This is a genomic window from Kluyvera sp. 1366 (assembly GCF_054823405.1).
Genome location: NZ_JBTRDW010000007.1, coordinates 227,579 through 253,485 on the forward strand (window position 1 = coordinate 227,579; position 25,907 = coordinate 253,485).

General features: G+C 56.3%; 20 protein-coding genes. 10 read left to right on the plus strand and 10 right to left on the minus strand.

Annotation, left to right across the window (positions count from 1 at the left end; translation table 11 throughout):
* Window positions 1-8 precede the first annotated feature (8 nt).
* Window positions 9-1,571, minus strand: a complete 1,563-nt coding sequence (locus ACVLVH_RS17415; protein ID WP_101763010.1) for a BglG family transcription antiterminator — start codon at window positions 1,569-1,571, stop codon at window positions 9-11.
* Between the two features lie 407 nt (window positions 1,572-1,978).
* On the opposite strand from ACVLVH_RS17415, the gene parC reads away from it, so the two are divergent.
* The 3 genes from parC (at window position 1,979) to ftsP (ending at window position 6,575) form a co-directional block, all read left to right on the plus strand.
* On the plus strand, window positions 1,979-4,249 hold the full coding sequence (parC, locus tag ACVLVH_RS17420; protein WP_137386541.1) for a DNA topoisomerase IV subunit A: 2,271 nt from the start codon (window positions 1,979-1,981) through the stop codon (window positions 4,247-4,249).
* Between the two features lie 41 nt (window positions 4,250-4,290).
* On the plus strand, window positions 4,291-5,028 hold the full coding sequence (locus ACVLVH_RS17425; RefSeq protein ID WP_101763012.1) for a 1-acylglycerol-3-phosphate O-acyltransferase: 738 nt from the start codon (window positions 4,291-4,293) through the stop codon (window positions 5,026-5,028).
* 119 nt (window positions 5,029-5,147) lie between these two features.
* Window positions 5,148-6,575: a cell division protein FtsP gene (gene ftsP / locus ACVLVH_RS17430; RefSeq protein ID WP_101763013.1), complete on the plus strand. Its 1,428-nt coding sequence runs from the start codon at window positions 5,148-5,150 to the stop codon at window positions 6,573-6,575.
* Between the two features lie 173 nt (window positions 6,576-6,748).
* Here the strand turns inward: ftsP and dkgA are convergent, their stop codons facing one another.
* The gene (dkgA, locus tag ACVLVH_RS17435) at window positions 6,749-7,576 is read right to left on the minus strand and encodes a 2,5-didehydrogluconate reductase DkgA (RefSeq protein WP_498949901.1); all 828 of its coding nucleotides are present in this window, start codon (window positions 7,574-7,576) and stop codon (window positions 6,749-6,751) included.
* A gap of 205 nt (window positions 7,577-7,781) precedes the next feature.
* On the opposite strand from dkgA, the gene ACVLVH_RS17440 reads away from it, so the two are divergent.
* Window positions 7,782-8,693: an AraC family transcriptional regulator gene (locus tag ACVLVH_RS17440; protein WP_137386539.1), complete on the plus strand. Its 912-nt coding sequence runs from the start codon at window positions 7,782-7,784 to the stop codon at window positions 8,691-8,693.
* Here the strand turns inward: ACVLVH_RS17440 and ACVLVH_RS17445 are convergent, their stop codons facing one another.
* Together ACVLVH_RS17445 and metC are read right to left on the minus strand one after the other, a co-directional pair.
* Window positions 8,694-9,356: a DedA family protein gene (locus ACVLVH_RS17445; RefSeq protein ID WP_101761796.1), complete on the minus strand. Its 663-nt coding sequence runs from the start codon at window positions 9,354-9,356 to the stop codon at window positions 8,694-8,696. It abuts the gene before it with no gap.
* A gap of 98 nt (window positions 9,357-9,454) precedes the next feature.
* Entirely contained in the window at window positions 9,455-10,645 is a 1,191-nt protein-coding gene (gene metC / locus ACVLVH_RS17450) for a cystathionine beta-lyase (protein ID WP_498949904.1), read from the minus strand.
* A gap of 260 nt (window positions 10,646-10,905) precedes the next feature.
* Between metC and exbB the strand changes: the two genes are divergently transcribed.
* The 3 genes from exbB (at window position 10,906) to ACVLVH_RS17465 (ending at window position 13,590) form a co-directional block, all read left to right on the plus strand.
* Window positions 10,906-11,634 (plus strand): tol-pal system-associated acyl-CoA thioesterase, encoded by a 729-nt coding sequence (gene exbB, locus ACVLVH_RS17455; protein ID WP_192236537.1) that lies wholly within the window; start codon window positions 10,906-10,908, stop codon window positions 11,632-11,634.
* Window positions 11,635-11,639: 5 nt separating this feature from the next.
* Window positions 11,640-12,062, plus strand: a complete 423-nt coding sequence (gene exbD / locus ACVLVH_RS17460; protein WP_008103349.1) for a TonB system transport protein ExbD — start codon at window positions 11,640-11,642, stop codon at window positions 12,060-12,062.
* Window positions 12,063-12,243: 181 nt separating this feature from the next.
* Entirely contained in the window at window positions 12,244-13,590 is a 1,347-nt protein-coding gene (locus ACVLVH_RS17465) for an MFS transporter (RefSeq protein WP_110867293.1), read from the plus strand.
* An 81-nt stretch (window positions 13,591-13,671) separates the two neighbouring features.
* On the opposite strand, the gene ACVLVH_RS17470 is transcribed toward ACVLVH_RS17465, so the two are convergent.
* The 5 genes from ACVLVH_RS17470 to ACVLVH_RS17490 are packed head-to-tail and all read right to left on the minus strand — an operon-like array spanning window position 13,672 to window position 18,894.
* Complete coding sequence (locus ACVLVH_RS17470) at window positions 13,672-14,637, minus strand: Csu type fimbrial protein (RefSeq protein ID WP_312464163.1); 966 nt, start codon at window positions 14,635-14,637, stop codon at window positions 13,672-13,674.
* On the minus strand, window positions 14,634-17,069 hold the full coding sequence (locus tag ACVLVH_RS17475; protein ID WP_498949907.1) for a fimbria/pilus outer membrane usher protein: 2,436 nt from the start codon (window positions 17,067-17,069) through the stop codon (window positions 14,634-14,636). Before ACVLVH_RS17475 ends, ACVLVH_RS17470 begins: the two co-directional genes overlap by 4 nt.
* The gene (locus tag ACVLVH_RS17480; protein ID WP_498949940.1) at window positions 17,069-17,767 is read right to left on the minus strand and encodes a fimbrial biogenesis chaperone; all 699 of its coding nucleotides are present in this window, start codon (window positions 17,765-17,767) and stop codon (window positions 17,069-17,071) included. The genes ACVLVH_RS17475 and ACVLVH_RS17480 overlap by 1 nt, the downstream gene beginning before the upstream one ends.
* Before the next feature lie 24 nt (window positions 17,768-17,791).
* Window positions 17,792-18,301, minus strand: coding sequence for a Csu type fimbrial protein (locus tag ACVLVH_RS17485; protein ID WP_192412114.1), 510 nt, complete (start codon window positions 18,299-18,301; stop codon window positions 17,792-17,794).
* A 23-nt stretch (window positions 18,302-18,324) separates the two neighbouring features.
* The gene (locus tag ACVLVH_RS17490; protein WP_498949909.1) at window positions 18,325-18,894 is read right to left on the minus strand and encodes a spore coat protein U domain-containing protein; all 570 of its coding nucleotides are present in this window, start codon (window positions 18,892-18,894) and stop codon (window positions 18,325-18,327) included.
* Window positions 18,895-19,442: 548 nt separating this feature from the next.
* Here ACVLVH_RS17490 and ACVLVH_RS17495 point away from each other — a divergent pair.
* The 3 genes from ACVLVH_RS17495 to ACVLVH_RS17505 all read left to right on the plus strand — a co-directional run bounded on the left by ACVLVH_RS17495 (window position 19,443) and on the right by ACVLVH_RS17505 (window position 25,361).
* Window positions 19,443-21,545, plus strand: coding sequence for a putative bifunctional diguanylate cyclase/phosphodiesterase (locus ACVLVH_RS17495; RefSeq protein WP_312464165.1), 2,103 nt, complete (start codon window positions 19,443-19,445; stop codon window positions 21,543-21,545).
* A 158-nt stretch (window positions 21,546-21,703) separates the two neighbouring features.
* Window positions 21,704-23,794 carry a putative bifunctional diguanylate cyclase/phosphodiesterase gene (locus ACVLVH_RS17500; RefSeq protein WP_192412112.1) on the plus strand — a complete coding sequence of 697 codons (2,091 nt, stop codon included), beginning with the start codon at window positions 21,704-21,706 and terminating at the stop codon, window positions 23,792-23,794.
* A 154-nt stretch (window positions 23,795-23,948) separates the two neighbouring features.
* Window positions 23,949-25,361 (plus strand): aminotransferase-like domain-containing protein, encoded by a 1,413-nt coding sequence (locus ACVLVH_RS17505; RefSeq protein WP_280172076.1) that lies wholly within the window; start codon window positions 23,949-23,951, stop codon window positions 25,359-25,361.
* Here the strand turns inward: ACVLVH_RS17505 and ACVLVH_RS17510 are convergent.
* Window positions 25,358-25,840, minus strand: a complete 483-nt coding sequence (locus ACVLVH_RS17510; RefSeq protein ID WP_176971763.1) for a YlaC family protein — start codon at window positions 25,838-25,840, stop codon at window positions 25,358-25,360. The genes ACVLVH_RS17505 and ACVLVH_RS17510 overlap by 4 nt on opposite strands.
* Between the last annotated feature and the right edge of the window lie 67 nt (window positions 25,841-25,907).

Consider the following 25,907-nt stretch of genomic DNA (forward strand, 5'->3'; position numbering starts at 1 on the left):
TCATTCAATTAATGTTCAGCCAAAGCGCAGGAGGCGCCGTCGGGCAGCTGGCTGCCAATCATGGCGTCAGTCACCCGCCGAATATCGTCATCGTTAAAAAAGGCACTGACATACACCGCCGGAACCGCTCCGGCATTGAGGTGAATAGTGGTAATTACCAAATCCACCGTTTCTCGCTGGCAAAACTCCGCGTGATTACTGGCGGAAACCACGCCGACAATCTCCCAGTCCGGGAAGGCGCGCAGAATGCGACTCTTCAAAAGATGCGAGGTTCCCACGCCGCTGGAGCACACCACCAGAATGCGTTTGTGGGCGATTTGTCGCTCCAGCGCGGCCTGGAAATGCACGCACAGATAACCTATTTCGTCATCCGCCACCGATGAAAGTCCCTGGCTGCGCGCGGTTAATTGCATCGCCTGTTGCGTTAATGAAAATATTTCCTTCATCTCCTGCTGAATATCCTCCAGCAGCGGATTACGAATGTGAATATGATATTTGAGTCGATTTAATAATGGCTTTATATGAACTAATAACCCTTCAAATAATAATCGGTCCTGCGCTAAGTCCTGCTGAATAAATGACGCGAAGCGATCGATTAATTCACAGGTTATTTTCACTGATTCAGCGGTGGAAAATTGATTATGCAGCGGGGCATTATCTCCACGTTCTTCCACCACAATGCCGGACGAGACAATATATTGATAAATAAAACCCACTTCATCGGCGGGCAATGCGCAGCACATGCGCTGTTCAATCTGCACCACCATATTTTGGGCAATCTTCAGAATGCGCTGGTCAAGATCCTGCGCGCTGGTCAGGGTTTCCAGCGCCAGCGCGTTACCTTGCGCCATGCGATGCATCATGATCAGAATATGGGTGCAGAGATTGAGGTACCACGCGTCGCCCAACGGATAACTCAGTTGCTGCTCCATTTGCTGCAGCAGCGCCTGCACAAAAGCCACATCCTCGTCGCCAAAATAGTGCACCAGCGCTTGCTGGCTGCCGGGATCGAGGCGTGGTAGCAGCGGCGTGCCGGCGACGTTTTGCTGCATCACATCATTAATTAGCGACACCATCGCCTGGCGCAGCGTCTGCTCATTGCCTTCGATGTGGGTGCCGCCGGGGCCGCGCTGCAGCACCAAACCCAGCGGCTGCAGCCACTCTTCGATCACCTTCAGGTCATTCACGATTGACGCATGACTAATAAAGTAGCGTTCCGACAATTTACTGATTGAAGTTGCGCGTGGCGCATCGCTCAGCAGCTGCGAGGCAATTTTCACCCGTCGGCTGTTGTGGCTCAGCGCATCCGAACTGCTTTCGTCGCCGTTAAGCTGCTGCTCCAGTTGCAGACGCTGCTGCAGATCGTCTACCCGCAGACGTATGCCGCGTCCCGGCATTTTTTCCAGCTGCAGCGACCAGTCGCGAAGCCAACTCTCCAGCCATTGCAAATCGCGCTGGATGGTTTTCTCCGACACGCCAAGCTGTAAAGCTAATTCTTTTGTCGGCTGCGGTGCGGCATGATGCAGCAGCAATTTTACTAATCGGTGTTGTCGCGAAGTCAGTATTTGCATTCGTTCACCCTTATTTTGGCAAAACGTTTATGGCTAATTGGTGGTTATATTTATTCCATGCCAGAAATCAGACGCGCAAAAATGTGGGGCTTGTGGAGTATGAATTTAGGAGAGTAATCACTAAGCAACAATACTAAATGTTGTCCTGGCTTGCGGACACCATTAATACGCTAATTGCCTCGCGATATTAATTGCGAAGTTGCTCACAGATCATTGCCGATATTCACTGTGACATGGCTCCCATTCCGTTTTAATTTTCCAACCAATATCACGCTATTTAATGCAAGACGATTCTGTTTGCTGAACGGGCTTCTCTGTGACTAAACCGCACGAATAAGGTAATATCCTCGCCAAATGACCGCCGGATGTCCCGCCGTTGCGGGCCACGAAGTGAGGATGCGAGCTGAATGAGCGAATTGACGCAGGATGGTGCAGAGCGTCTTGCCCTGCACACGTTTACCGAAAACGCGTACCTGAACTACTCCATGTACGTGATCATGGACCGCGCGCTGCCGTACATCGGCGATGGCCTCAAGCCAGTGCAGCGCCGTATTGTGTATGCCATGTCGGAATTGGGTCTCAATTCCAATGCTAAATTCAAAAAATCGGCGCGTACCGTTGGTGACGTGCTGGGTAAATACCATCCGCACGGCGACAGCGCCTGTTATGAAGCGATGGTGTTGATGGCGCAGCCGTTCTCCTACCGCTATCCGCTGGTGGATGGCCAGGGAAACTGGGGTGCGCCGGATGATCCAAAATCCTTCGCCGCGATGCGTTACACCGAATCGCGCCTGTCTAAATACGCTGAAATCCTGCTGGGTGAACTCGGTCAGGGCACGTCCGATTACATCCCGAACTTCGACGGCACCCTGCAGGAGCCGAAGATGTTGCCGGCGCGTCTGCCCAACATTCTGCTCAACGGCACCACCGGCATCGCCGTGGGGATGGCGACCGACATTCCGCCGCATAACCTGCGCGAAGTAGCGGAAGCAGCGGTCAAGCTGATCGACAACCCGAAAACCACGCTGAATGAGCTGCTGGATATTGTGCAAGGTCCGGATTACCCGACCGAAGCGGAGATCATCACGCCACGCAGCGAAATCCGTAAGATTTATCAGAGCGGTCGCGGTTCGATTCGTCAGCGTGCGGTGTGGAAAAAAGAAGATGGTGATGTGGTGATCACCGCGTTGCCGCATCAGGTGTCGGGCGCACGCGTGCTGGAGCAGATCGCTAACCAGATGCGCAATAAAAAGCTGCCGATGGTGGAAGATCTGCGTGATGAGTCCAACCACGAAAACCCGACGCGTTTAGTGATTGTGCCGCGCTCCAATCGCGTGGATCTCGAGCAAGTGATGAATCACCTGTTTGCCACCACCGATCTGGAAAAAAGCTACCGCGTTAACCTGAATATGATCGGACTGGATAACCGTCCGGCGGTGAAAAACCTGCTGGAAATCCTCTCTGAATGGCTGGTGTATCGCCGCGATACCGTGACGCGCCGCCTCAACTATCGTTTAGATCGCGTGCTGCGTCGCCTGCATATTCTTGAAGGTATGCTGGTGGCGTTCCTCAATATTGATGAAGTGATCCACATCATCCGTACCGAGGATGAGCCGAAGCCGGTGCTGATGTCGCGTTTTGACATCAGCGAAACCCAGGCCGAAGCGATTCTCGAACTGAAACTGCGCCATCTCGCCAAACTGGAAGAGATGAAGATTCGCGGCGAGCAGGCGGATTTGGAAAAAGAGCGCGATCAGCTGCAGGCGATTCTGGCGTCCGAGCGTAAGATGAGCAATTTGCTGAAGAAAGAGCTGCTGGCCGATAGCCAAACCTACGGCGACGATCGCCGTTCGCCGCTGCACGAGCGCGAAGAAGCCAAAGCGCTGAGCGAAACCGAGCTGGTGAGCGCTGAGCCGGTGACCATCGTGCTGTCGCAGATGGGCTGGGTGCGCAGCGCCAAAGGTCACGATATCGATCCGGCGGGCTTAAGCTACAAAGCGGGCGACAGCTATCTGGCCGCCGCACGCGGCAAGAGCAATCAGCCGGTGGCCTTTATCGACTCCACCGGACGCAGCTACACGCTGGATCCGACCTCATTGCCGTCCGCGCGCGGACAGGGCGAGCCGCTCACCGGCAAACTGACGCCACCGCCGGGCGCGGTGATTGAGCAGGTGCTGATGGAGCCCGACGATCAGAAGCTGTTGATGGCCTCTGACGCCGGTTACGGTTTCATCTGTACCTTTGCCGATCTGGTGTCGCGCAACCGTGCCGGTAAAGCGCTGCTGACGCTGCCGGAAAACGCCAAAGTGATGACGCCAATGGCGGTACATTCGGGCGATGATATGCTGCTGGCAATTACCCAGGCCGGACGCATGTTGATGTTCCCGGTTGGCGATCTGCCGCAGATGTCGAAAGGCAAAGGCAACAAGATCATTTCGATTCCTGCAGCGGAAGCCGCGGCGGGCACCGACAAACTACAATGGTTGCTGATTCTGCCGCCGGGCGCGTCAATCACCGTATATGTCGGTAAACGTAAGCTGATCATGCGTGATGAAGATCTGCAGAAAGTGCGTGCCGAGCGCGGTCGTCGCGGCAGCGTGGCGCGTGGCCTGCAACGCATCGATAGCGTAGAAGTGAATGCACCAGCGCGTCCGAAAGCCGACGCGAGTGAAGAGTAACGCTGTAATTCAGGCGATGGAATGCCCCATTTGAGGAATCTATGTTACTAATTTTACGAGCAATTATTGTTATTGTTTATTCGATTCTGGTCAGTATTGTTGGCTGTATCTGGTGTCTGTTTTCACCGCGTAATCCGCGTCACGTCGCAACCTTCGGCCATCTGCTCGGTCGTCTGTCGACGGTGTTTGGTCTCAAAGTGGAACTGCGTAAACCGGCGGAAGCCGCGCATTACGGTAACGCGATCTATATCGCTAACCACCAGAACAACTACGACATGATCACGGCGGCCAAAATCGTGCAGCCGACCACGGTGACCGTGGGCAAGAAAAGCCTGCTGTGGATTCCGTTCTTTGGCCAGCTCTACTGGCTGACCGGTAACCTGCTGATTGACCGTGATAACCGCTCCAAAGCGCACGGCACCATCGGTGAGTTGGTGGAACAGTTCAACAAAAAGCGCATTTCGTTCTGGATGTTCCCGGAAGGGACGCGCAGCCGCGGTCGTGGTTTGCTGCCGTTCAAAACCGGTGCGTTTCATGCAGCGGTAGCAGCCGGTGTGCCAATCATCCCGATTGTGGTTTCCAACACCCACGACAAGATCAAGCTGAACCGCTGGAACAACGGTTTGGTAATTGTGGAGATGTTGCCGCCGGTCGATACCTCGCAGTTTGCCACCACCTCGGTGCGTAAGCTCGCCACGCACTGCCGTGAATTAATGTCGACTAAACTGGAAGAATTGAACGCCGAAGTCGCCGAACGCGAAAAAAACGGTAAACTCTGAGCAGCCAAAATGGGGCAGGTGATCATCTGCCCCGTTCTCAAGCCACACAGCAACTCATCATTAATTAGAACAACATGGACACGGCGTCCTCACGCCACGCTCAAAAGGTCTGAAGTTTTATGTCTTGCAGCAGACGTCAGTTTATTCAGCTTTCTGCCGGTGTCGCACTGGCTTCCGGTGCTATGCCTTTCGCCGCCCGCGCCGCCGCGCCATTGGGCGATACGCCACTTCCTATTCCACCGCTGATTGAATCACGTCGCGGTCAGCCGTTGTTTCTCACCTTGCAGCGCAGCCATTGGTCGTTCAGCGGCAATAGCAACAAAGTGCCGGTGTGGGGCTTTAACGGCATGTATCTCGGCCCAACGGTGCGCGTGTATAGCGGCGACGATGTGAAGCTGATTTACAGTAACCGCCTCAACGAACCGGTATCGATGACCGTCAGCGGTTTGCAGGTGCCGGGCGCGTTAATGGGCGGTGCGCCGCGCATGATGTCGGCCGGAGCTGATTGGGCGCCGGTGCTGCCGATTCGTCAGGGCGCGGGCACATTGTGGTATCACGCCAATACGCCAAATCGCATGGCGCCGCACGTCTACAACGGACTCGCCGGCATGTGGCTGGTGGAAGATGACGTCAGTAAATCGCTGCCGCTACCGAAGCATTATGGCGTCGATGATTTCCCGCTGATTATTCAGGACAAGCGCCTCGATAACTTCGCCACGCCGGTTTATAACCCGCCCTCCAGCGGCGGTTTTATGGGCGACGTGCTGCTGGTGAACGGCGTGCAAAATCCCTATGTCGAAGTCTCACGCGGCTGGGTGCGTTTGCGTTTGCTGAACGGCTCGAACGCGCGCCGCTTCGATCTCACCTTCTCCGATAATCGTCCCTTTACGGTGATCGCCAGCGATCAGGGCTTCCTGCCTGCGCCGGTGGCGGTGCAGCTGCTGACGCTGGCTCCCGGCGAACGTCGTGAAGTGCTGGTGGATATGTCGCAGGGCGATGAAGTTTCGATCATGGCCGGAACGGCGGCGGGTTTGATGGATCGCCTGCGCGGATTGTTTGAGCCGTCATCGATTCTGACCAATACGCTGGTGCTGAGCTTACGCCCAACCGGTTTATTGCCGCTGGTGACTGACAATCTGCCGATGCGTTTGCTGGCGGATCAGATTCTTGATGGTGTGGCGGTGCGCACGCGCGAATTCCGCATTGGTGACAGCGAGCCGGGCATTAACGGCGTGTTGTGGGACATGAACCGCATCGATACCACCGTGCAGCAGGGCACCTTCGAGCGCTGGATTATCCACGCCGATCGCCCGCAATCGCTGCATATTCAGGGCGTGATGTTCCTGATTAAGAACGTCAATGGCGCGCAGCCGATGGGCGAAGATCGCGGCTGGAAAGATACCGTTTGGGTGGATGGCAGCGTGGAGCTGCTGGTGAGCTTCCCGCAGAGTTCGTCGGATCACTTCCCGTTTGTCTATTACAGCCAGACGTTAGAGATGGCGGATCGCGGGACGGCGGGGCAGTTATTGGTGAATTCAGCGTCTTAATGCCCTCACTCCAGCCCTCTCCCGCAAGCGGGCGAGGGAGCAGATCGAGCAAAACGCACCTTACGGTTCCCTCTCCCGCAAGCGGGCGAAGGAGCAGATCGAGCAAAAGGCACCTTACGGTTCCCTCTCCCGCCTGCGGGAGAGGGTTAGGGTGAGGGGAAACGCGCGCCATCCTACCCGTTAAACGCCTCCGGATCCGGACCCAAACGGTTACCGCTATCCAGCCTACTGATCTCACTCACTTCAGTTTTATCCAACCTAAAATCAAACACCTGGAAATTCTCACGAATGCGTTCCGGGGTAATCGACTTCGGAATCACCACCAGGCCGCTATCCAGATGCCAGCGAATCACGATTTGTGCCGGCGTCTTGCTATATTTTTTCGCCAGCTCGCGGATAATCTCCTGATCAAACACGCCTTTACCGCCTTGCGCCAGCGGGCTCCAGGATTCGGTTTGAATCTGGTGCAGCGCATTCCACGCATGCAGCGTGCGCTGTTGCAGCATCGGATGCAGCTCGATCTGGTTCACCACCGGCGACACGCCGGTTTCATCGATCAAACGCTTCAGATGCGCCTCGTGGAAGTTACATACGCCGATGCTTTTGGTTAAGCCCTGTTGCTGCAGCTCAATCAAGCCTTTCCAGGCTTCAACGTAGTGATCTTTTTCCGGGCACGGCCAGTGCATGAGATACAAATCCACCTGCTCTAACTGCAACTTCTTCAGGCTGGTTTCCATTGCCTGTTGCCAGTTGGTCTGGTCGTCGTTCCACAGCTTGGTGGTGATAAAAATGTCATCGCGCGCCACGTCGGTCTCTTGCAGCGCTTGCCCAACCGCTTCCTCATTTTTGTAGATAGCGGCGGTATCGATGGAGCGATAGCCGACTTTCAGGGCTTCCAGGATGGCGTTGCGCGCATCCTCAATGCTCGCTTGCCACACGCCGAGGCCAAGCTGCGGCATCATGTTGCCGTCGCGCAATTTAATAATGGGTTGATCTGCCATAATTGCTCCTTATCTGTTGCAGGGACTTACCGTAGAAAAGATGTGCTTAAGTCTAGTCAACAAACCTCACCTCAGGATCATTGTGGCAAGCGGGCGGCACTTTTGCCTGATAGATTTCTGCAAGAATCTTGCCTGATTCTCCAGAATAGTGGAGCTTTGTACAGCCTTACGGCAAACTGACTTTTTTGCTGCCTGAGAGAGATGCATGCCAAACGACGCCCTTTGCCGCCAGCTAGCGCAGCGCGTGGTTGCGCTGATGAATGACCTGCATAAGCCGCTGTGCGCGGTAGAAAATGTCAAATTGATCTATGCCTGCGAAACCTTGCCGCGAACGCCGATGATGTATCAACCCGGCATCGTGATTCTGTTTCAGGGGCGTAAAACCGGCTATCTCGGCAGCACCGTTTTCCACTACGACGCCACCAAATATCTGATGCTCACCGTACCGCTGCCAGTGGAGTGCGAAACCGAAGCCACGCTGGCGGAGCCGCTGGCCGGCATGTGTTTGAGCGTGGATGTCGCCAGCCTGCAGGATTTGCTGATGGATATCGGCGATGACGAGCAGTTCCAGCCGCAGGCACAAACCTCCGGCATCCATTCGGCGTTCATGAGCGAAGAGATGCTGTGTGCGGCCGAACGCTTGCTGGATGTGATGAATAACCCGCGCGACGCCCGCGTGCTGGGGCCGCAGCTGGTTCGCGAGATCATCTATTACGTGCTAACCGGACCGATTGGCGGCGCGCTGCTGTCGCTGGTCAATCGGCAGACGCAGTTCAGCCAGATTGCGCGCGCGCTGCGTCGCATCGAAAACCACTTCGCGGAGAGTTTGAGCGTCGACATGCTGGCCGCTGAAGTGAACATGAGCGTTTCGGCGTTTCATCATAACTTCAAAGCGGTAACGCAAACCTCGCCGCTGCAATACCTTAAGCGCTATCGCCTGCATCAGGCGCGCCTGATGATGCTGCAGGATGGCATGAAAGCCAGCGCGGCGGCGGTGCGCGTCGGTTATGAAAGCCCATCGCAGTTTTCGCGTGAGTTTAAGCGCTATTTCGGCGTGACGCCGGGAGAAGAGGCGAGCCGCGTGCGTCAAACTTTACCGTTTGACGCCGCGTCGTAATCAGGAGAGTTTCTGGCGGCGTTTTTTCCAAATCACCACAATGCTGCCGGCCAGGCCGATAAACAGCAGCGCGATCGGCAGAATCATCAGGATCGCCATCACCTGATCTTCATGGCGCTTGATAAAGGGCACATGGCTGATGCCGTAGCCCAGCGTCACCACAATCCCAACCCACAACAAGCCGCTCAGCCAGTTAAACAGCTGGAAGCGGCCATTGTTTAAGCCGGAAATCCCGGCCATGGTCGGCAGTAAGGTGCGCACAAAGGCCAGGAAGCGGCCAACCAGCAGCGCCATCAAACCGTGGCGGTTAAACATATTCCACGCGCGCTGATGATATTGCGCGGGCAGATGCAGCAACCAGCTTTTCACCAGTTTGGTGTTGCCGAGCCAGCGTCCTTGCAGATAGCTGAGCCAGCAGCCAAGGCTGGCCGCCGTGGTCAGAATCACAATGGTCGGCACGAAATCCATCACACCTTTGGCGACCATCGCGCCCGCCAGTAACAGCAGGCTATCGCCCGGCAGGAATGACGCGGGCAGCAAACCGTTTTCCAGAAACAGCGTTAAAAACATCACGCCGTAGACAATCCAAACCACATCCGGATTGCCGAGCGCGGCAAAATCCTGATGCCAAAGCGCCTGGACAATCTCATGTAAAACACCCATCAGCTATTCCATCGAGTCACAAGGAGTCTAATTTTAACCTTCTGTGGCATCGCATACGTTGATCTCTCATCGCCGCCACAGCGTGGTTTATCTTCTGTTTAACTTCTTAAACGTGCAAAACCGGCTTTAAGGTCAGCCAGCAAGTCATCGACATGTTCGAGGCCGATATGCAGACGCACTAAAGTGCCGTCAAAATCCACGCCGCCCGCCGGACGAATCGCCGCCAGCTCTTCAGGCTGGTTCGCCAGAATCAGGGATTCATAGCCGCCCCACGAATACGCCATGCTGAAATGGTGGAAGTGATCGAGGTAATTTGCCAGCTGCTCACGGCTCAGTTTTTCATGCAGGATGAACGAGAACAAACCGCTGCTGCCGCTGAAATCGCGCTGCCAGAATGCGTGGCCTTTACACTGCGCCAGCGCCGGATGATTAACGCGCGCCACTTCCGGCTGCGTGGCCAGCCATTCCGCCACCTGCAATCCGCTCTCTTCGTGCTGACGCAGACGTGTGCCCAACGTACGAATGCCGCGGCTCGCCATATAAGCGGTATCAGCATCGACCATCTGGCCCATCAGATAGGAGTTCTCGCGCAGCTGCGGCCAGCAACGCTCATTTGCTACCGCCGTGCCAATCATCGCGTCGCTGTGACCAATGATGTATTTGGTGCCGGCCTGAATCGAAATATCGATGCCATGCTCCAGCGCGTTAAACAACACGCCCGCCGCCCAGGTGTTATCGATCATGATGATCGCCTCCGGCGCTTTGGCGCGCACGGCGGCAACAATCGCGGGAATATCCTGCACTTCCATGGTGATCGACGCCGGTGATTCCAGGAACACCACGCGCGTATTCGGCTGCACCAGTTCGCCAATTTCGCTGCCGATGCAGTGATCGAAATAGGTGGTGGTGACGTTCAGCTTACTGAGAATTTTCGAGCAGAAATCCTGCGTCGGTTCGTAGACCGCGCCGCTCACCAAAATATGGTCGCTGGCTTCGACAAAGGACAAAATGGCATTAGAGACCGCCGCCGCACCGCACGGATAGAGCGCGCAACCTGCGCCGCCTTCCAGCTCGGTCATGGCGTCTTGCAGCGAGAAATGGGTGAGGGTGCCGCGACGACCATAAAACAGCTCGCCTGACGCGCGGCCAGCGGTAGCACGTTTCTTGTCGGCGACCGTGTCAAAAACCAGGGATGAAGCGCGTTGAATTACGCTGTTAACTGAGCCTTGCGTGTAACGTTTACTGCGTCCCGCGCTGACAAGCGTGGTGTCTATTTTTTTCGTTGCCATCACTGCCTTTCCTGACATTTCCCACAAAACATTCACGTTACCACGAATCAGTGTAGCGGGTTGAGCCTGATTGCGGATTATCAGAGTGAGGCCAGTATTGCGCATAACATCCGCTAACTTGTGGAAATCGCGGGCATCTTTGCTTTGTAAATAGTAATGAGAACCACTATCACTTCGGTGGTGTTTTTTGCTATGATCCGCGCTTCAATCGTGAACTGTGCAACAGAAGTTGGAGATGCAGCGTGGTAGCCAGTGATTTGATGCAAACGGATCTTTCCGTTTGGGGCATGTATCAGCATGCCGATATCGTGGTAAAGATTGTGATGATTGGCCTGTTACTGGCTTCGGTTGTCACCTGGGCAATTTTCTTCGGTAAGTTTGCTGAGCTGAGCGGGGCAAAACGTCGCCTGAAACGCGAGCAGCAAGCGCTGGGCGAAGCCCGCTCATTAAACGATGCTTACCGTGCTGCTGAAAACTTCAAAAGTAACAGCCACAGCGCTGTGCTGCTTAACGACGCGCAGAATGAGCTGGAGCTCTCCGCTGGTACTGAAGATCTGGATGGCATCAAAGAGCGCACCAGCTTCCGTCTCGAACGCCGCGTGGCTGCATTTAGCCGTCATGCCGGTCGCGGTAATGGATTCCTCGCCACCATCGGTTCCGTTGCGCCGTTTATCGGTCTGTTCGGTACCGTTTGGGGCATCATGAACAGCTTCATCGGCATCGCGAAAACGCAAACCACTAACCTCGCAGTCGTCGCGCCGGGCATCGCCGAAGCGCTGCTGGCTACCGCGATTGGTCTGGTGGCGGCAATTCCCGCCGTGGTTATCTACAACGTCTTCGCGCGTATGATTGCCAGCTACAAAGCGTCGCTGGGCGATGTCGCCGCGCAGGTGATGTTGCTGCAGAGCCGCGATCTGGATCTCGGCAACGTGGATACCGCGAAAGAAGCCAACCGTCCAGCGGCGGCACAGAAATTGCGCGTAGGATAAGTATTATGGCGATGCGTTTAAACGATGACTCGGTCGGCGATGGCGAAATGCACGAAATCAACGTGACGCCGTTTATCGACGTCATGTTAGTTCTGCTGATCATCTTTATGGTCGCCGCGCCATTAGCTACCGTCGATGTGCGCGTTAACCTGCCAGCATCGACCAGCGCGCCGCAGCCGCGTCCGGAAAAACCGGTTTATCTCTCCATCAAGGAAGATAAGCAGATCTTCATCGGAAACGATGCGGTCACCAAAGAGACGCTGGTGAATGCGCTGACGGCACAAACCGAAGGCAAGAAAGACACCACCATCTTCTTCCAGGCGGATAAATCGGTGGATTACGCCACCCTAATGGAAGTGATGGATCAGCTGCGTGAAGCCGGTTATCTGAAGATTGGTTTGATGGGCATGGAAACGGTGAAGAAGTAACGTCACTCCACTTAGCCTTGCCGTAAAGGTCGCTCCCGTAGCGGCCTTTTTTAATGCCTGCACGCAATTTGTTAATTTATTGTTACTATTGGTCGTATTTTTGTAAACTGCAATGGTGAAGAAGATCACGTTTATTCCTGGCCCGGCACGCTACAACGGAAGAAAAACCAGGAAGGACAATATGAGCGCGAGTCACTCTTTACAAAAGTCGCCGCAAAGCGGTGCCAAAACCATCTTTAGCGTTACCAGCGGTAACTTTCTTGAGATGTACGATTTCATGGTGTTTGGCTATTACGCCACGGCAATCGCCAAAACCTTTTTCCCCGGCGATGATCCCTTTGCCTCTCTCATGCTGACGCTGATGACCTTCGGCGCAGGCTTCCTGATGCGCCCGCTCGGCGCGATTATTCTTGGTGCTTACATCGACCATCATGGCCGTCGTAAAGGCTTGCTGTTAACGCTCGGCTTGATGGCGATTGGGACCTTAACCATCGCGCTGGTGCCCGGATACGCCACGCTCGGTGCCGCCGCACCGATCCTGATTCTGCTCGGTCGTTTATTGCAGGGCTTCTCGGCGGGCGTTGAGCTGGGCGGCGTCTCGGTGTATCTGGCGGAAGTGGCGCCGAAAGGGCGCAAAGGCTTCTATGTCAGTTGGCAATCGGGCAGCCAGCAGGTTGCGGTGATCTTCGCCGCGCTGCTCGGTTTGGGCCTGAACCATCTGCTGGCGAAAGACGCCGTCACCGAATGGGGCTGGCGTATTCCGTTTGTGGTGGGATGTATGATCGTGCCGTTCCTGTTCTATATCCGCCGCATGCTGGAAGAGACCGAAGCTTTCAGCCAGCGTAAACATCATCCTTCAATGCGTCAGATTATGCGTTCGGTCGGGCAGAACTGGGCGCTGGTGCTGGCAGGCATGTTGATGGTGGTGACCACCACCGTGATGTTCTACATGATTACCGCCTTTACCCCGACGTTCGGCAAAACCGTGCTGATGATGAGTGACAAACAGAGCTTCCTGGTGACGCTGTTTGTCGGCATCTCCAACCTGTTTTGGCTGCCGGTGATGGGTTCGCTGTCGGATCGCATCGGTCGTCGTCCGCTGCTGATTGTCTGCACCCTCTTGATGATTTTAACTACCTGGCCGGTGCTGCATTGGCTGGTGGGAGCGCCGACCTTCTCCCATCTGGTTGAGGCCGAGCTGTGGCTGTCGTTCCTGTATGCCAGTTATAACGGCGCGATGGTGGTGTATCTGGCTGAGATCATGCCGGCAGAAGTGCGCGCTTCGGGTTTCTCACTGGCCTACAGCCTGGCAACCGCGCTGTTTGGCGGCTTTACGCCAGCGGTGTCGAGCTATCTGATTCATGCCACCGGCGATAAAGCGATGCCGGGCGTGTGGCTCTCTTTTGCGGCGGTGTGCGGATTGGTCGGTACGCTGCTGATTGGCCGCATGGTGAAGCAGTATCAAGCGCAACATCGTTCCCCTCACCCTAACCCTCTCCCGCAAGCGGGAGAGGGAATGTTTAGGTAAAAACTTAACTCACAAACCTCTTGATCAGCCCCTTCTCCCGCCTGCGGGAGAAGGCTGGGATGAGGGACAGCGCGCACCCCGCTAAAACGACACATCCACCACCACGCTATCGGTATAATTCCCCGCCGCGGGCGTATTCTGCGTGGTCAAAATCTGCGCCGTATAGGTAAAGTTGCGCGTCACAGTATCCGCATTCAACGAAGTCGAGGTGCTGCTGCTCCAGCGATCGGTGCCGGTCGGTCCCCAGCGCGATGTGGTAGTGGTGCCTTTGTAGATGTCATATGCCAGCCGGTTAGTTCCACTCGCCATCTGCCGCGTAGTGCCGCTGTAGTAACTGCCGTTGCTCAAGCCCACGGTATAAGTGCTGCCCTTCGAACACACCACGTTAATCGTCTGCTGCACCGTTGAGAAACTGCCCACCAAAGGCGCGCTGCCAAAACTGACGTTGGGCGCAGTGATGGTGGTGCAATCGTTGGTCACCACCAGATTCACGGTAATCGGCATCGCCGTACCCGTGCTGCTCTGTACCGTTCCCACACACAATCCTCCCACGTTTAACCCGGCGCACACCGTATAACTCACGGTAATGGTAATGGTGGTGGTATAGGTGCCGGCGGCGATCACCTGGCCGGGTACGGTGCGGAAGTAGAGCGGAATATTGAAGTTAAGGGTGTTTCCCAACGCCAGCAGCGAGGCGGAACTCCAGCGATAGCTGCCGCCCTGCTGTAATTCGGTGGCGCAGGCGCTGTCGATACACAGCTGAATCGGAATGTTATCGGTGCCGCCGCTGGCGGTTTTCAACACGGCGCGCGTGCCGCTGAGGTTTGAGGCGGTGGTAAAAGCGTAGGTAATGTTATCGGAGCCCAGCAGCGAAAGCGTACCCGAACCGCAGTTGACGTTAGTGGTGCTTGAGGTGTTATTCACCGTTGAAGCGACGGAAAACGTGGTAACCGATCCGAACGTGGCGGCGGGGGCCGATAAGCTACACAACGCATAGCTGGTGCCCGGCATTAAAAACAGCGCCAGCAGGAGCAGAAGCTTTCTCATGGTGAAATCCCTGACGGTGAATTATCCGCGCTGCTCACCGCTGAGCCTTGCGGCGGCGGTGGCAGCGGGCAGGTAAGCGGTCCGTAAGTTTCCAGCGCTTTTGGCTGGCCGTCGGCGATAGCCAGTTGCGTATCGCAGCTGCGTCCATCCGGCGTCACCACATGAATCGGGTTATTAGCACCGAGATCTTCCATCCACACAATGCCGTCCCAGCCGACATATTCGGTGGCCTGATTCGGACGTAACACCTGGCTGGAAATCGGCAGCGGCTGATGATAACTGTCATGCAGTACCACGCTGGCGGCGCGCAGACGCTCCACCGGGAAATTGAGCAGGTAGCCACTTTTGCGCTTCACCGCAAAGCGTTGTTCAACCTTCGGCGCGGTGCGATCGGCGGGCAGGTCCAGCGTATCGATGTCGTATTTGGCGCCGTAATAGCTGCTGATCGATGGCACCAGCAGATAGCCTTGTTTATCGGTGCGGCCCATGGTCTGGTTCTCATAACGCACCGTGACATCCGGATAATCGGTTTTCACTACCACGAAGGCATCGTTAATGTCGTTGGCAGCGAACACGCGGTTATCCATCAATACCACCGAGCCGGTAAAATCGGCCCATTGCGTGGTGTTGTCGTTATCGCCGTAGAAACCGGCTGAGGTATCAATTTTGTTATTGCGATAACGCAGACTGGCCTGACGATAATCGCCGCTGTCGCTGGCCTGATTAGCCCAGGCCGCATCCCAGGAGAAGCCACCGTCGGTTGGCATCGCGCGCGACACATACAGACGCTGGCTGTTATTGCCCTCCTGATCGCGTTCCGTACTTACCGAGGCGCTGCTCTGTTCGCCGAACGGGATGATCAGCGAAATGGCGCCGCTCCAGTTACCCTGATCCTGATCGCGGCTGGCGGAGATATACAGGCTGCTGTTGCCCCACAGATTTTTACTCCACGACAGATTTAATAAACGGGTGCGGTCACCGTTGCCGCCGGAGATATCAAAATAAGCCAGGCCAAGGCTGCCGTAGTCACTTAGCGACACGCTGGCGGTGTATTGCGCGCTGCGTCGTGCCAGCGAGTAACTGGTGTTCGCGCTGTCACCACGGCTGCCGACCAACGCGAGATTCCCGAAATCGACGCTGCGAATGATGTGCTGGGTTCCCAGGCTGAACCAACTATTGTTGTACTGATAGCCCCAGCTGTATTGCGTGCCGGGATTACCGTCCATCTGGCTCTGCGCCAGCGCGCCATTCACCACGCCAAAACTGCCCAGTTTCAGCAATCCACCCGCGCCGCCCATCGCCACGCTGTCGCTGCCTTCCGCATGGCTCTCCAGCGTCAGCCAGTCGTTCAGCCCGTAGCGATAGGAGCCGCTGGCCGCCGCCGCACCGTAATCAAAATTGTTGATGCCGTAGTTTTCGCGAATGGCACCGGCGGAGAATGAATAATCGGATAACCCGGTTTTCAGCAAGCTGCTGGAGACGTAAAACGGCAGCGTGGTGGTGACTTGTCGGCCCACCGCATCGGTGGTGGTGATCACTGCATCGCCAGCGCCGTTAACGAAAGGGACATTGGTGAGCGACCACGGGCCCGGTTGCACGTCGGCCTGTGTGCTGCGATAGCCGTTGATAAACAGATCGACCGAAGAGGGCACCGCCGCCTGGCCGGAAAAGGCGGGCAGCGGATAGGTCACCAGATCCGGCCGTACGCTGAAGTCGCGGCCAATCTGCACGCCACCCAGCCGCACGCTGTTGCTCCAGCTCAGCGCATCAGTAACCAAATCCCCGGCGCGCCAACTGATCGCTGCGTTCTCGTTTTCATTACTGAACCACGTATCGTAGCGGATATAGCCTTCCTGCTGACCGGCAACGCCACCTTCCAGTTGCTGCACGTAAACGCCGTTGGTAGAAAACTGGCCAGCCGGGCCAAACAAGCGCAGTTCGTTCCAGCTGGAGAGGCGCGAACCGGCGTTATCGGTACGGGTGGCGTAAAAGTCATAGTTGAGCAGCGCGCCATTGCTGGCGCGACCGGGAAAGCGCGGTGCATGCTGTAACTGGCCAATGGTTTGACCCGGCAGCCAGGCGGGTGGCACCGTCAATAACAGGCGCTGGCGTCGTTCGTCATACTCCACTTTCGCTCCGCTGAGTTGATTGACATCGATCTGCTGGCCTTGCAGTTTCTCGGCCGGAATACCGGCGCGTTGCAAATCGCCGCGTCGCAACCAGAAATCACCATTCTTACGTTCAACCGGCACGATGTCGCCACGTTCGCCCTGATTCACCACCAGTTCCAGCATGTATTGCTGACCGCTGGCGTTATTCTCCAGCGCAGGCGGCGGTGGCAGTTCGGAGAAGGTCTCCGCGCTGCTACTCATCGGACTGATACAAAGCACGCTGGCGACGGCCAGCGCGCAGGGATGCGGCGTAAACTTCATCAACGCGCGGCCGCGCTGCTCCAGTGACCTTTATTCATTTCGGCCGACAGCTCACCGCTCACGCTGCGGGTTAACGGCCAGCGATGGCTGCTGTTGGCCAGCACATAGCCAAACAAGCCGTTGCCCATTTTGCGTCCGCCAATGGTGACGTTACTTAAGCGCGCGTGGCCATTACCGCGATTAGTCAGCTCCAGCCAGCGTTTGCCGCCGCTGTTCACTTCCTGCCAGCTCAGCTGCGGTTTTGCCGTGTCGCGCGTCACGCCGCTGCCGTAGATGAACAGCGGCACCGAATAGCGCATCTGGAAAGTGAGTCCGGCCTGATTTTCGCCTGGCGTACGCGGCGTAGGGATCTCATCCAGCACCACGCGAAAGGCCACTTCAAGTCCGGCTTCAGGTGGCGTTTGCTTAATTAAACGCACCAGCTGCTTCTGTCCTGGCTCGAGGCGCACCATCGGCGGGCTCGCCACCACTTGCTGCTGGGTTTGATACTGCTCCTGGCCGTTAACCTGCTGCCAGCTGAAGATGCGCACCTGCATCAGGGTGGTGGCATTGCCACGATTCTCCAGCCACAGCTCGCTGGCTTTATCTTCCGGATCAATCGCCGGATCGATCGGCCACACCATCAGCGAATTGGCGGCATGCACCGCAGGCGTTAGGGCCACAAATAACAACAGGATCAGGGCGCGCAGGTTAATCATCATTCCTCCTTTTAAGTGACGCCATCACCAACTCAGCGTGACGGTTAAAGTGTCGGTATAGGTCCCGGCGCGCGTGGGGCCAGGCAGCGTTAATAAGCCGTAAATCGGCAACGTGATGTTGTTGGCATTGCTGTAGCTCAGCGCCATCGGGCTATTCACCGGAATAGCCGTGGTGTGTGCCGCATTGGTATACAGGCTGTACGCCACGGTATTGGTGTTACTGGTGTGTTTGAGATTGCGCGTGGAGGTGTAATGACTGCCGCCGTTGATGCTCATACTCACGGCGGTGCCTGGCGTGCAGGCGAGCGTGATGGTGGTGCTTTGCACATAGCTGGCGCTGACGCTGCTCGCGGCCACGCCAGATTGGGTACCAAAATTAAGCGTGCCAAATACCCCGGTATTGGTTCCGGAGACAACACAGCCTGCCACTACTGATGCTGAAACCTGAAACGTTGCGGTCGGCAACCCCCAGGCGGAGACGCTCCCTATCAGCAGGGCAAGGCCGCCTGCACTGTGCACCCACCGCTGCACCACGGCCTCCCTGATTATCCTTTCCCTCAGTAATTCACCGCCACGTTGATGGTGTCGGTGTAGGTCCCTGCCGGAATCAAGGGGTTAAACCCGCCGCCCACAACCTGACCATAAATGGCGTAGTTGGTCCCGAGTGTGGGATCGGTGGTACCACTGGCAGCGATATTGGTGTTGTTGGCGATGGCGGTAGTGAATGCGGCGTCGCTATACAGCGTATAGGCAATGCCTTGCGTATTGTTGGAGCCGAGGATCAGGTAGCGTGGCTGGCCACTCACCGTGCCGTAAACGGTCGCCGGTGCAGCGTTGCTGCTGGTGACCTGCACGTTGAAAGTTTGTCCGGTGGTGCAGCGAACAAAGATGCCGTTACCTGCTGCGCCAACCAGGGTGGCATTGAGCGTATCAAAAGTGGCTGCGCTGCTACCAAAGTTCAGGGTACCGAAGTTCACTCCCGTCGTGGCCGATTGACCGTTCACCAAACAACCGGTGGTCAGCGTCAACGTCGCATTGATGGTTCCCGTTGTGGTGGCGGCAAAAACAGCATGAGGTGCCAGTGCGGCGCTTAGGCTAGTCGCCACAAGAAAAAGCTTGAGTTTCATAATCATTCCTTACTGATTATCCAAGGTCAGTGCTTTTTCACCTGGTCATACATTTATGGAAATACATCCGAAATCAAACAAGAGCCGCAATGGGCTCGACAGCATAAGCGCCTGCCGCCTAAGAAAATTCCTGGATGGCGGATTAATGATTTATATCAGTTTTCTTTACTATAGATCAGCAAATTGACCCTTGTATGCAGATGGTTCAATTTTTCCCTAATCAATTCACGCTTTTCGCCGATAACTCAGTAATCACAAGGGGTAGCGAGCGGTTAAAAAAACTAAATAGACGATGATTTCACCCTCTACCGCGCGCTTCGGTTCAATGTTATGTTCGTGCATTAATCAGATATTATTAATTTTTCGCTTAACGACTGACGATGAAAATAAAAAAAATCCGCACGACGACTCCAGATATGTCTGGATCTATTTTTTGTTGAGTTTCGCCGCAGGCGGTCATTAATTGCCTTTGATCGGCGCTTTATCATCCTTGTTCTAATTTGACGACACCGCACCCGCTCCGCAGCGGGTGGAGTTTAGGAGCGCACATGCTGCTGGTTACCTGGGATAGCGTTCTGGTTACCGTTTCACTGATCGTGGCCTTCATTGCCGCGTTCACCGCCTTAGATACCGCCGGGCGCGTGGCCGTTTCACGCGGTTATCTGGCAACACTGTGGTTGATCGGCGGGGGCACCGCGATGGGCATCGGCGTGTGGGCAATGCACTTTATTGGCATGCTGGCGATGATGATGCCGATGACCATGCGCTACAACGTAGAGCTGACCGCCATCTCATTGCTGGTGGCGATTATCAGCGCCATCTTCGCCTTTGCGCAGGGCGTGCAGGGCAGTCATCTCACCCGACGCCGCTTAATTCGCGGCACCTTAATCATGGGAAGCGGCATCATTGTCATGCACTACCTCGGCATGAACGCGTTGATGATTGCCACCCCGATTTACTGGAATCTGCCGCTGGTGACGCTTTCGGTGCTGATTGCCTACGCAGCATCAGGTGCGGCGTTATGGCTGGCGTTTCATCTGCGCCAGGGCGAAAGCCTGCTGCTGCTGCGCGCCTGTGCAGCACTGGTGATGGGCATTGCGATTGCCGGCATGCATTACACCGGCATGGCAGCAGCAGAATTCGTTACGCCGGTGAGCATGCAACATCACGGCGCCAGCGAAGAGGGAATGGCGGTGTGGGTCACGATTATCACGCTGAGCATTCTGGGGCTGATGTTGCTGATCTCGATGCTGGATGCGCAACTGCGTGCCGCGCGTCTCGCTGCCAAACTCAAGCGCGCCAACAGCGAGCTGCGCCAGCTGGCGATGCATGACAACCTCACCGCGCTGCCAAATCGCGTGATGCTGGAGCAGCAACTCACCACGGCGATCAAGCAGGCGACACTGCAGGATGAAGACTTCGCGCTGATGTTCATGGATCTTGATGGTTTCAAAGCCATTAACGACACATGGGGCCATCACGTTGGCGACCGCTTGCTGATCGCGGTAGCCGATCGTTTGCGCGATGAACTGAGTGAGGAGATTCTTTTGGCGCGTCTGGGCGGCGATGAATTCGTTATACTGTGCCCGCAATTTCATCTGCATCAGGCCACCAAACTGGCGCAGCGTTTGGTTCAAATCATTGATGCGCCTTTCGAACTCGATCGCTATTCGCTGCGCGTCTCGCTCAGCGTCGGTATCGTTATCTTCCCGCTGCATGGTCGCAGCCAGCAGGAGCTGATGTTCAACGCCGACTCCGCCATGTATCACACCAAACACAGCGGGCGTAACGGCTGGTGCCTGTTTGAACCGGCGATGAGCGCGGTGGCGCAGCATCAGTTGGCGCTGGCTAACGATCTGTGGAACGCGCTGGAGTATCAGGAGATGCGCCTGTTCTATCAGCCAAAATTCCGCGCGGGCGGCACCGTATTGATGGGCTTCGAGGCGCTGCTGCGCTGGCAGCATCCGCGTCGCGGCCTGCTGATGCCCGATATGTTTCTGGCGCGCGCCGAGAAAACCGGGCAAATTGTCGCGCTGGGTAACTGGGTGATCAATGAAGCCTGCCGCCAGCTGAAGCAGTGGCACGATGAAGGTAACGGCGACTGGACGGTATCGGTCAATCTCTCGGCTCTGCAGTTCCAGCAGCGTGATTTGATTGAGAGCGTGCGCCAGGCATTGCAGCGCCATCAAATCCCTGACGGGGCGTTGATGCTGGAAATTACCGAGAACATCGCGATGCGCGATCCGCAGTTCAGCCAGCAGCGCATTGCCGAACTGCATCGTCTTGGGGTGAAAGTGGCGATTGATAACTTCGGCATCGGCTACGCCAACTTGCTGCACTTAAAACACCTCGAAGCCAGCGAGTTGAAAATCGACCGCGCCTTTATCAACAGTTTGCGCGCCGGCAGCGAAGACGCCACGGTAGTCACTGCGATGTTGACGCTGGCACAAACGCTTAACCTGCGCATGGTGGCGGAAGGGGTCGAAACCGAGGAGCAACAGCGTTTGCTCACCGGGTTAGGCTTCGACACGCTGCAAGGTTATCTGCTCGGCAAGCCCACGCCAGCCGATCGCATCGGTGAATTTACCGCTGCGCTTGCGGTGCCGCTGGCCTTTAGCGATAACGTGGTGCCGCTGGCGGGCGCGCAATAAACAATTTTTAGTTTCTTCCCCATCGGAAGGTTTCATCGTTCAAAAACTCATATCGGCAGTTACGCTGCCGATAATTCCTACAATAAAACCAATAGACCGCACTTTTTTAACAACAACACCACAGCTGACTTACACCGGCTTTTACTTGGGAAATCACTATGTTAGTGACTTCGTACGATTCGTTTACCGTCATCGTCTCGATTCTGGTAGCGATGCTGGCCTCGTTTACTGCGCTTGATATGGCAGGGCGCGTGGCTTCCTCAACTGGCAAGGTGGCGCTGGTTTGGTTATTCGGCGGTGGATTCGCTATGGGCGTGGGCATCTGGGCGATGCACTTCATTGGCATGCTGTCGATGAGCCTCGATATGGTCATGAGCTATGATCCCACGCTGACCGTCACCTCCATGGTGGTGGCGGTATTAGCCTCGGTTTTTGCGCTGTGGCTGGTGTGCTCAACGCCCACTTTGCCGTGGCTGCGACTGTGTGGAGGCGCTGTGGTGCTGGGTTCCGGCGTGGTCGCCATGCACTACACCGGCATGGCGGCGCTGATGTTTACGCCCGGCATCACCTGGAATTGGGGTTGGGTGGCGGCATCGGTGGCGATTGCGCTGGTGGCCTCAGGCGCCGCGCTCTGGCTGGCGTTTAACCTGCGCGAAGGCCATGGCCGCGTCACCGCGCTTCGGTTAGGCGCCTCGGTGGTGATGGGCTGTGCGATTGCCGGCATGCACTACACCGGCATGGCGGCGGCCAATTTCCCGATGCACAGCCATGCGACGCACATGGGCGTAAACAGCAACTGGCTGGCGGTGGTGGTGACGGTGGTGACGCTAGCGATCCTCGGCATTACTTTGCTGGTCTCAATGCTCGATGCACGTCTGCAAGCGCGCACCTCGATCCTCGCCCACTCGCTGGCGGAAGCCAACCGTGAGCTGGCACAGCTGGCGCTACACGATAACCTGACGCGTCTGCCCAACCGTATTTTGTTGGAAGATCGTCTGGAGCAAGCCCTCAATAAAGCCAACCGTGAGAAAACGCAGTTTGCGCTGATGTTTATGGATCTGGATGGCTTCAAAGCGGTAAATGACGCTTTTGGCCATCACGTGGGCGACAACCTGCTGATTGGCGTGACCGAGCGCATGACCGAACAGATGAAAGGGCACTACACGCTGGCGCGCATGGGCGGCGACGAGTTTGTGCTGCTGCTGGAAATTGATGAACCCAATGATGCCGCAGCGGTTGCTGATACGCTGGTGAAAGCGGTGGATCGCCCATTCGATATCTCGCGCTATGAGCTGGTGGTGTCGCTGAGTATTGGAATTGCGGTTTACCCCGGTGACGGCAAAGATGATCGCGAGCTGATGTTCAACGCCGATGCCGCCATGTATCACACCAAGAACAACGGCCGCAACGGTTACACCTTCTTCCAGCCGTCAATGAACACGCTGGCGCAGTCGCAATTGCAGCTGAACAACGATCTATGGCAAGCGCTGGATAACGAAGAGTTACGCCTGTTCTATCAGCCCAAATATTGCGCGCCGAGCGGCCCGATCCTTGGCTTTGAAGCGCTGCTGCGCTGGCAGCATCCTTCACGCGGTCTGCTGGCGCCGGACGCCTTCCTGCCTATGGCGGAAAAGACCGGCATGATCATTAACATCGGCAACTGGGTGATCAACGAAGCCTGTCGCCAGCTGCGTGCCTGGCATCTGCAGGGCCATCCGCACTGGTCGGTGGCGGTCAATTTGTCGGCTGTACAATTTGAGCAAAGCAATCTGGTGGAAACCGTTACCGAGGCGCTGACGCAGCACCAGATTCCGGCTGAACTTTTGACGCTGGAAGTGACCGAAACCACGGCGATGCGCGATCCGGAAGAGAGCGTGCGTATCCTCACCGAACTCACCAATATGGGCGTAAAAGCCTCGATTGATGATTTCGGCACCGGTTACTCCAGCTTGTTGTATCTCAAGCGGTTACCGGCCAGCGAGCTGAAAATCGATCGCGCTTTTGTTAATGAACTGCAGGCGCATTCGGAAGATGCCACCATCGTCTCCGCCATTGTCGCGCTGGCGCAGTCGTTGCATCTGAAAGTGGTCGCCGAAGGGGTAGAAACCCAGGATCAACAGGCGTTCCTCACTGGTTTAGGCTGCGATACCTTGCAGGGCTATTTACTGGGTAAACCGGTGCCGCCGGAACGCATTGGCGAGTTGCCGAATTTTTATCAAGAAGAGTTAGCGCTGGAGCAGGTGCCTTAACCGGGAAACGCTTTCCCTCATCCCAACCTTCTCCCGCCAGCGGGAGAAGGAGCCGATCGAGCACTTTGCACGCTCTAATCATTCCCTCTCCCGCTTGCGGGAGAGGGTTAGGGTGAGGGAAACTAGCCGCCAAATCCTCTACATCGGAGTTCGGGTGGCGAAATATCAGCAGTTGGTCGAGCAGCTTCGCACGCAAATCGAGGCGCGCATCTGGCCGCCGGGCGAAAAACTGCCGTCGCTACGCCAGCAGGCGGAGCAGAGCGGGTTGAGCCTGATGACGGTGATGCACGCCTATGAAGTGCTGGAGAGTCAGGGCTGGATCGTCTCAAAGCCGCAATCCGGCTATTACGTGGCGCCGCGCGCCGCCGAAAGCCGTCCGCGACTGCCCACGCAAGAGATCGGCAAAACCGATCAGGCGGATACCAACAGCTTCGTGTTCGACGTGCTGCAAGCCACGCGCAATCCCGCCATCATGCCGTTTGGCTCAGCCTTTCCCGATCCCGAACTCTTCCCGCAGCGCCAGCTGATGCGCTCGCTGGTAAAAGTCTCACACAACTTAAAGCCCACCGATGCGCTCAACAACCTGCCGCCAGGCAATGAAGCGCTGCGCAAAATTCTCGCCCAGCGCTACGCACAGCAGGGCATCACGCTGTCGCCGGATGACATCGTCATCACCAATGGCGCAATGGAGGCGCTCAACCTCAGCCTGCAAGCCGTCACCGAACCCGGTGATTGGGTGATCCTCGAAAACCCGTCGTTTTATGGTGCGCTCCAGGCGATTGAACGCCTCAAGCTGAACGCGATTGCCATCGCCAGCGATGTCGAACACGGTATGGATTTGCAGGAGCTGGAGCAGGCCTTGCAGCGCTGGCCGGTGAAAGCCTGCTGGCTGATGACCAACCGGCAAAATCCGCTCGGCTTTACCCTGAGCGCTGAGCGCAAGCAGCAGTTGGTGGAACTGCTGGCGCGCTACAACGTGGCGATGATTGAGGACGATGTGTACGGCGATCTGTATGAAGGCCATGACAAACCGCTGCCGGCTAAAGCTTTTGATCTTGATGGCAACGTGCTGCACTGCGGCAGTTTCTCGAAGAATCTGGTGGCGGGATTTCGTGTCGGTTGGGTCGCGGCCGGACGTCATGCGCAGCGCGTGCAGCGTATTCAGTTGATGAGCACGCTGTCGACCAGCGCGCCGATGCAGCTGGCACTGGCCGATTTCCTCAGCACGCGCAGCTACGATACGCATTTAAAGAAGCTAAGGCAGACGCTGGCTAAACGTAAGCAGCTGGCGCAACAGGCGCTGCGCCGGGTATTACCTGCTGAGGCCAGCATCAGCGATACGCCGGGCGGTTATTTTCTCTGGGTTGCGCTGCCGGCGCAGATCAATACCACTGAGCTGTATCATTTGGCCTTGCAGCAGGGCATCAGCATCGCGCCCGGCCAGCTGTTTTCCAGCCGCGAGGGCTTTAGCCACTGTTTCCGCTTCAACACCGCCTGGCCGTGGGATGAACGCGCCGAAGCGGCGGTAGAGACGTTGGGAAAACTGATTGCCGAGCTAAACGCTTAAACCTGGGCCGCCTGCTGGTGGCCCCAGGTGAGATAGTAGACGTCATAGAAATCCACTTCACCTTTCTGCTTCATCAGGCGATCAATGCCGCTGCGCACGCGATCCGGCGTGTGCGGATTATCGAGAATTTTGTCCAGCGCCTGCTGCGAAACCGGCTGCACGTAATACCATTCGCCGTTGTAGCACACGCGCAAATCCAGCGTATCGATATCTTCGAAGCGATATTTCGGGTTGATATCCATCAGCATCAGCACGCTCATCACCACCACAAACACCGTGGCAAACCAGAACGCTGGCCAGCCGAGCATGTCGGTTGAAAAGATCAGCGCCACGCACAGCGCGTAGCACAGATACATGATGGCCCAGAGCCCCGGATGGGTTTTGAGGAAGGAAAAGCTAAAGCGCGGCAAATTATCACGCTGTCCTTCGCGGTTCAGCGTGGCGATTTCGTCGAGCAGGATTTGTTTGATCGCGTCCATTGTTCACCTCTAATTATCACTGCCTGCCAGTAAAGCACATAACAGTGAAGCGAATTAGAGACAGATT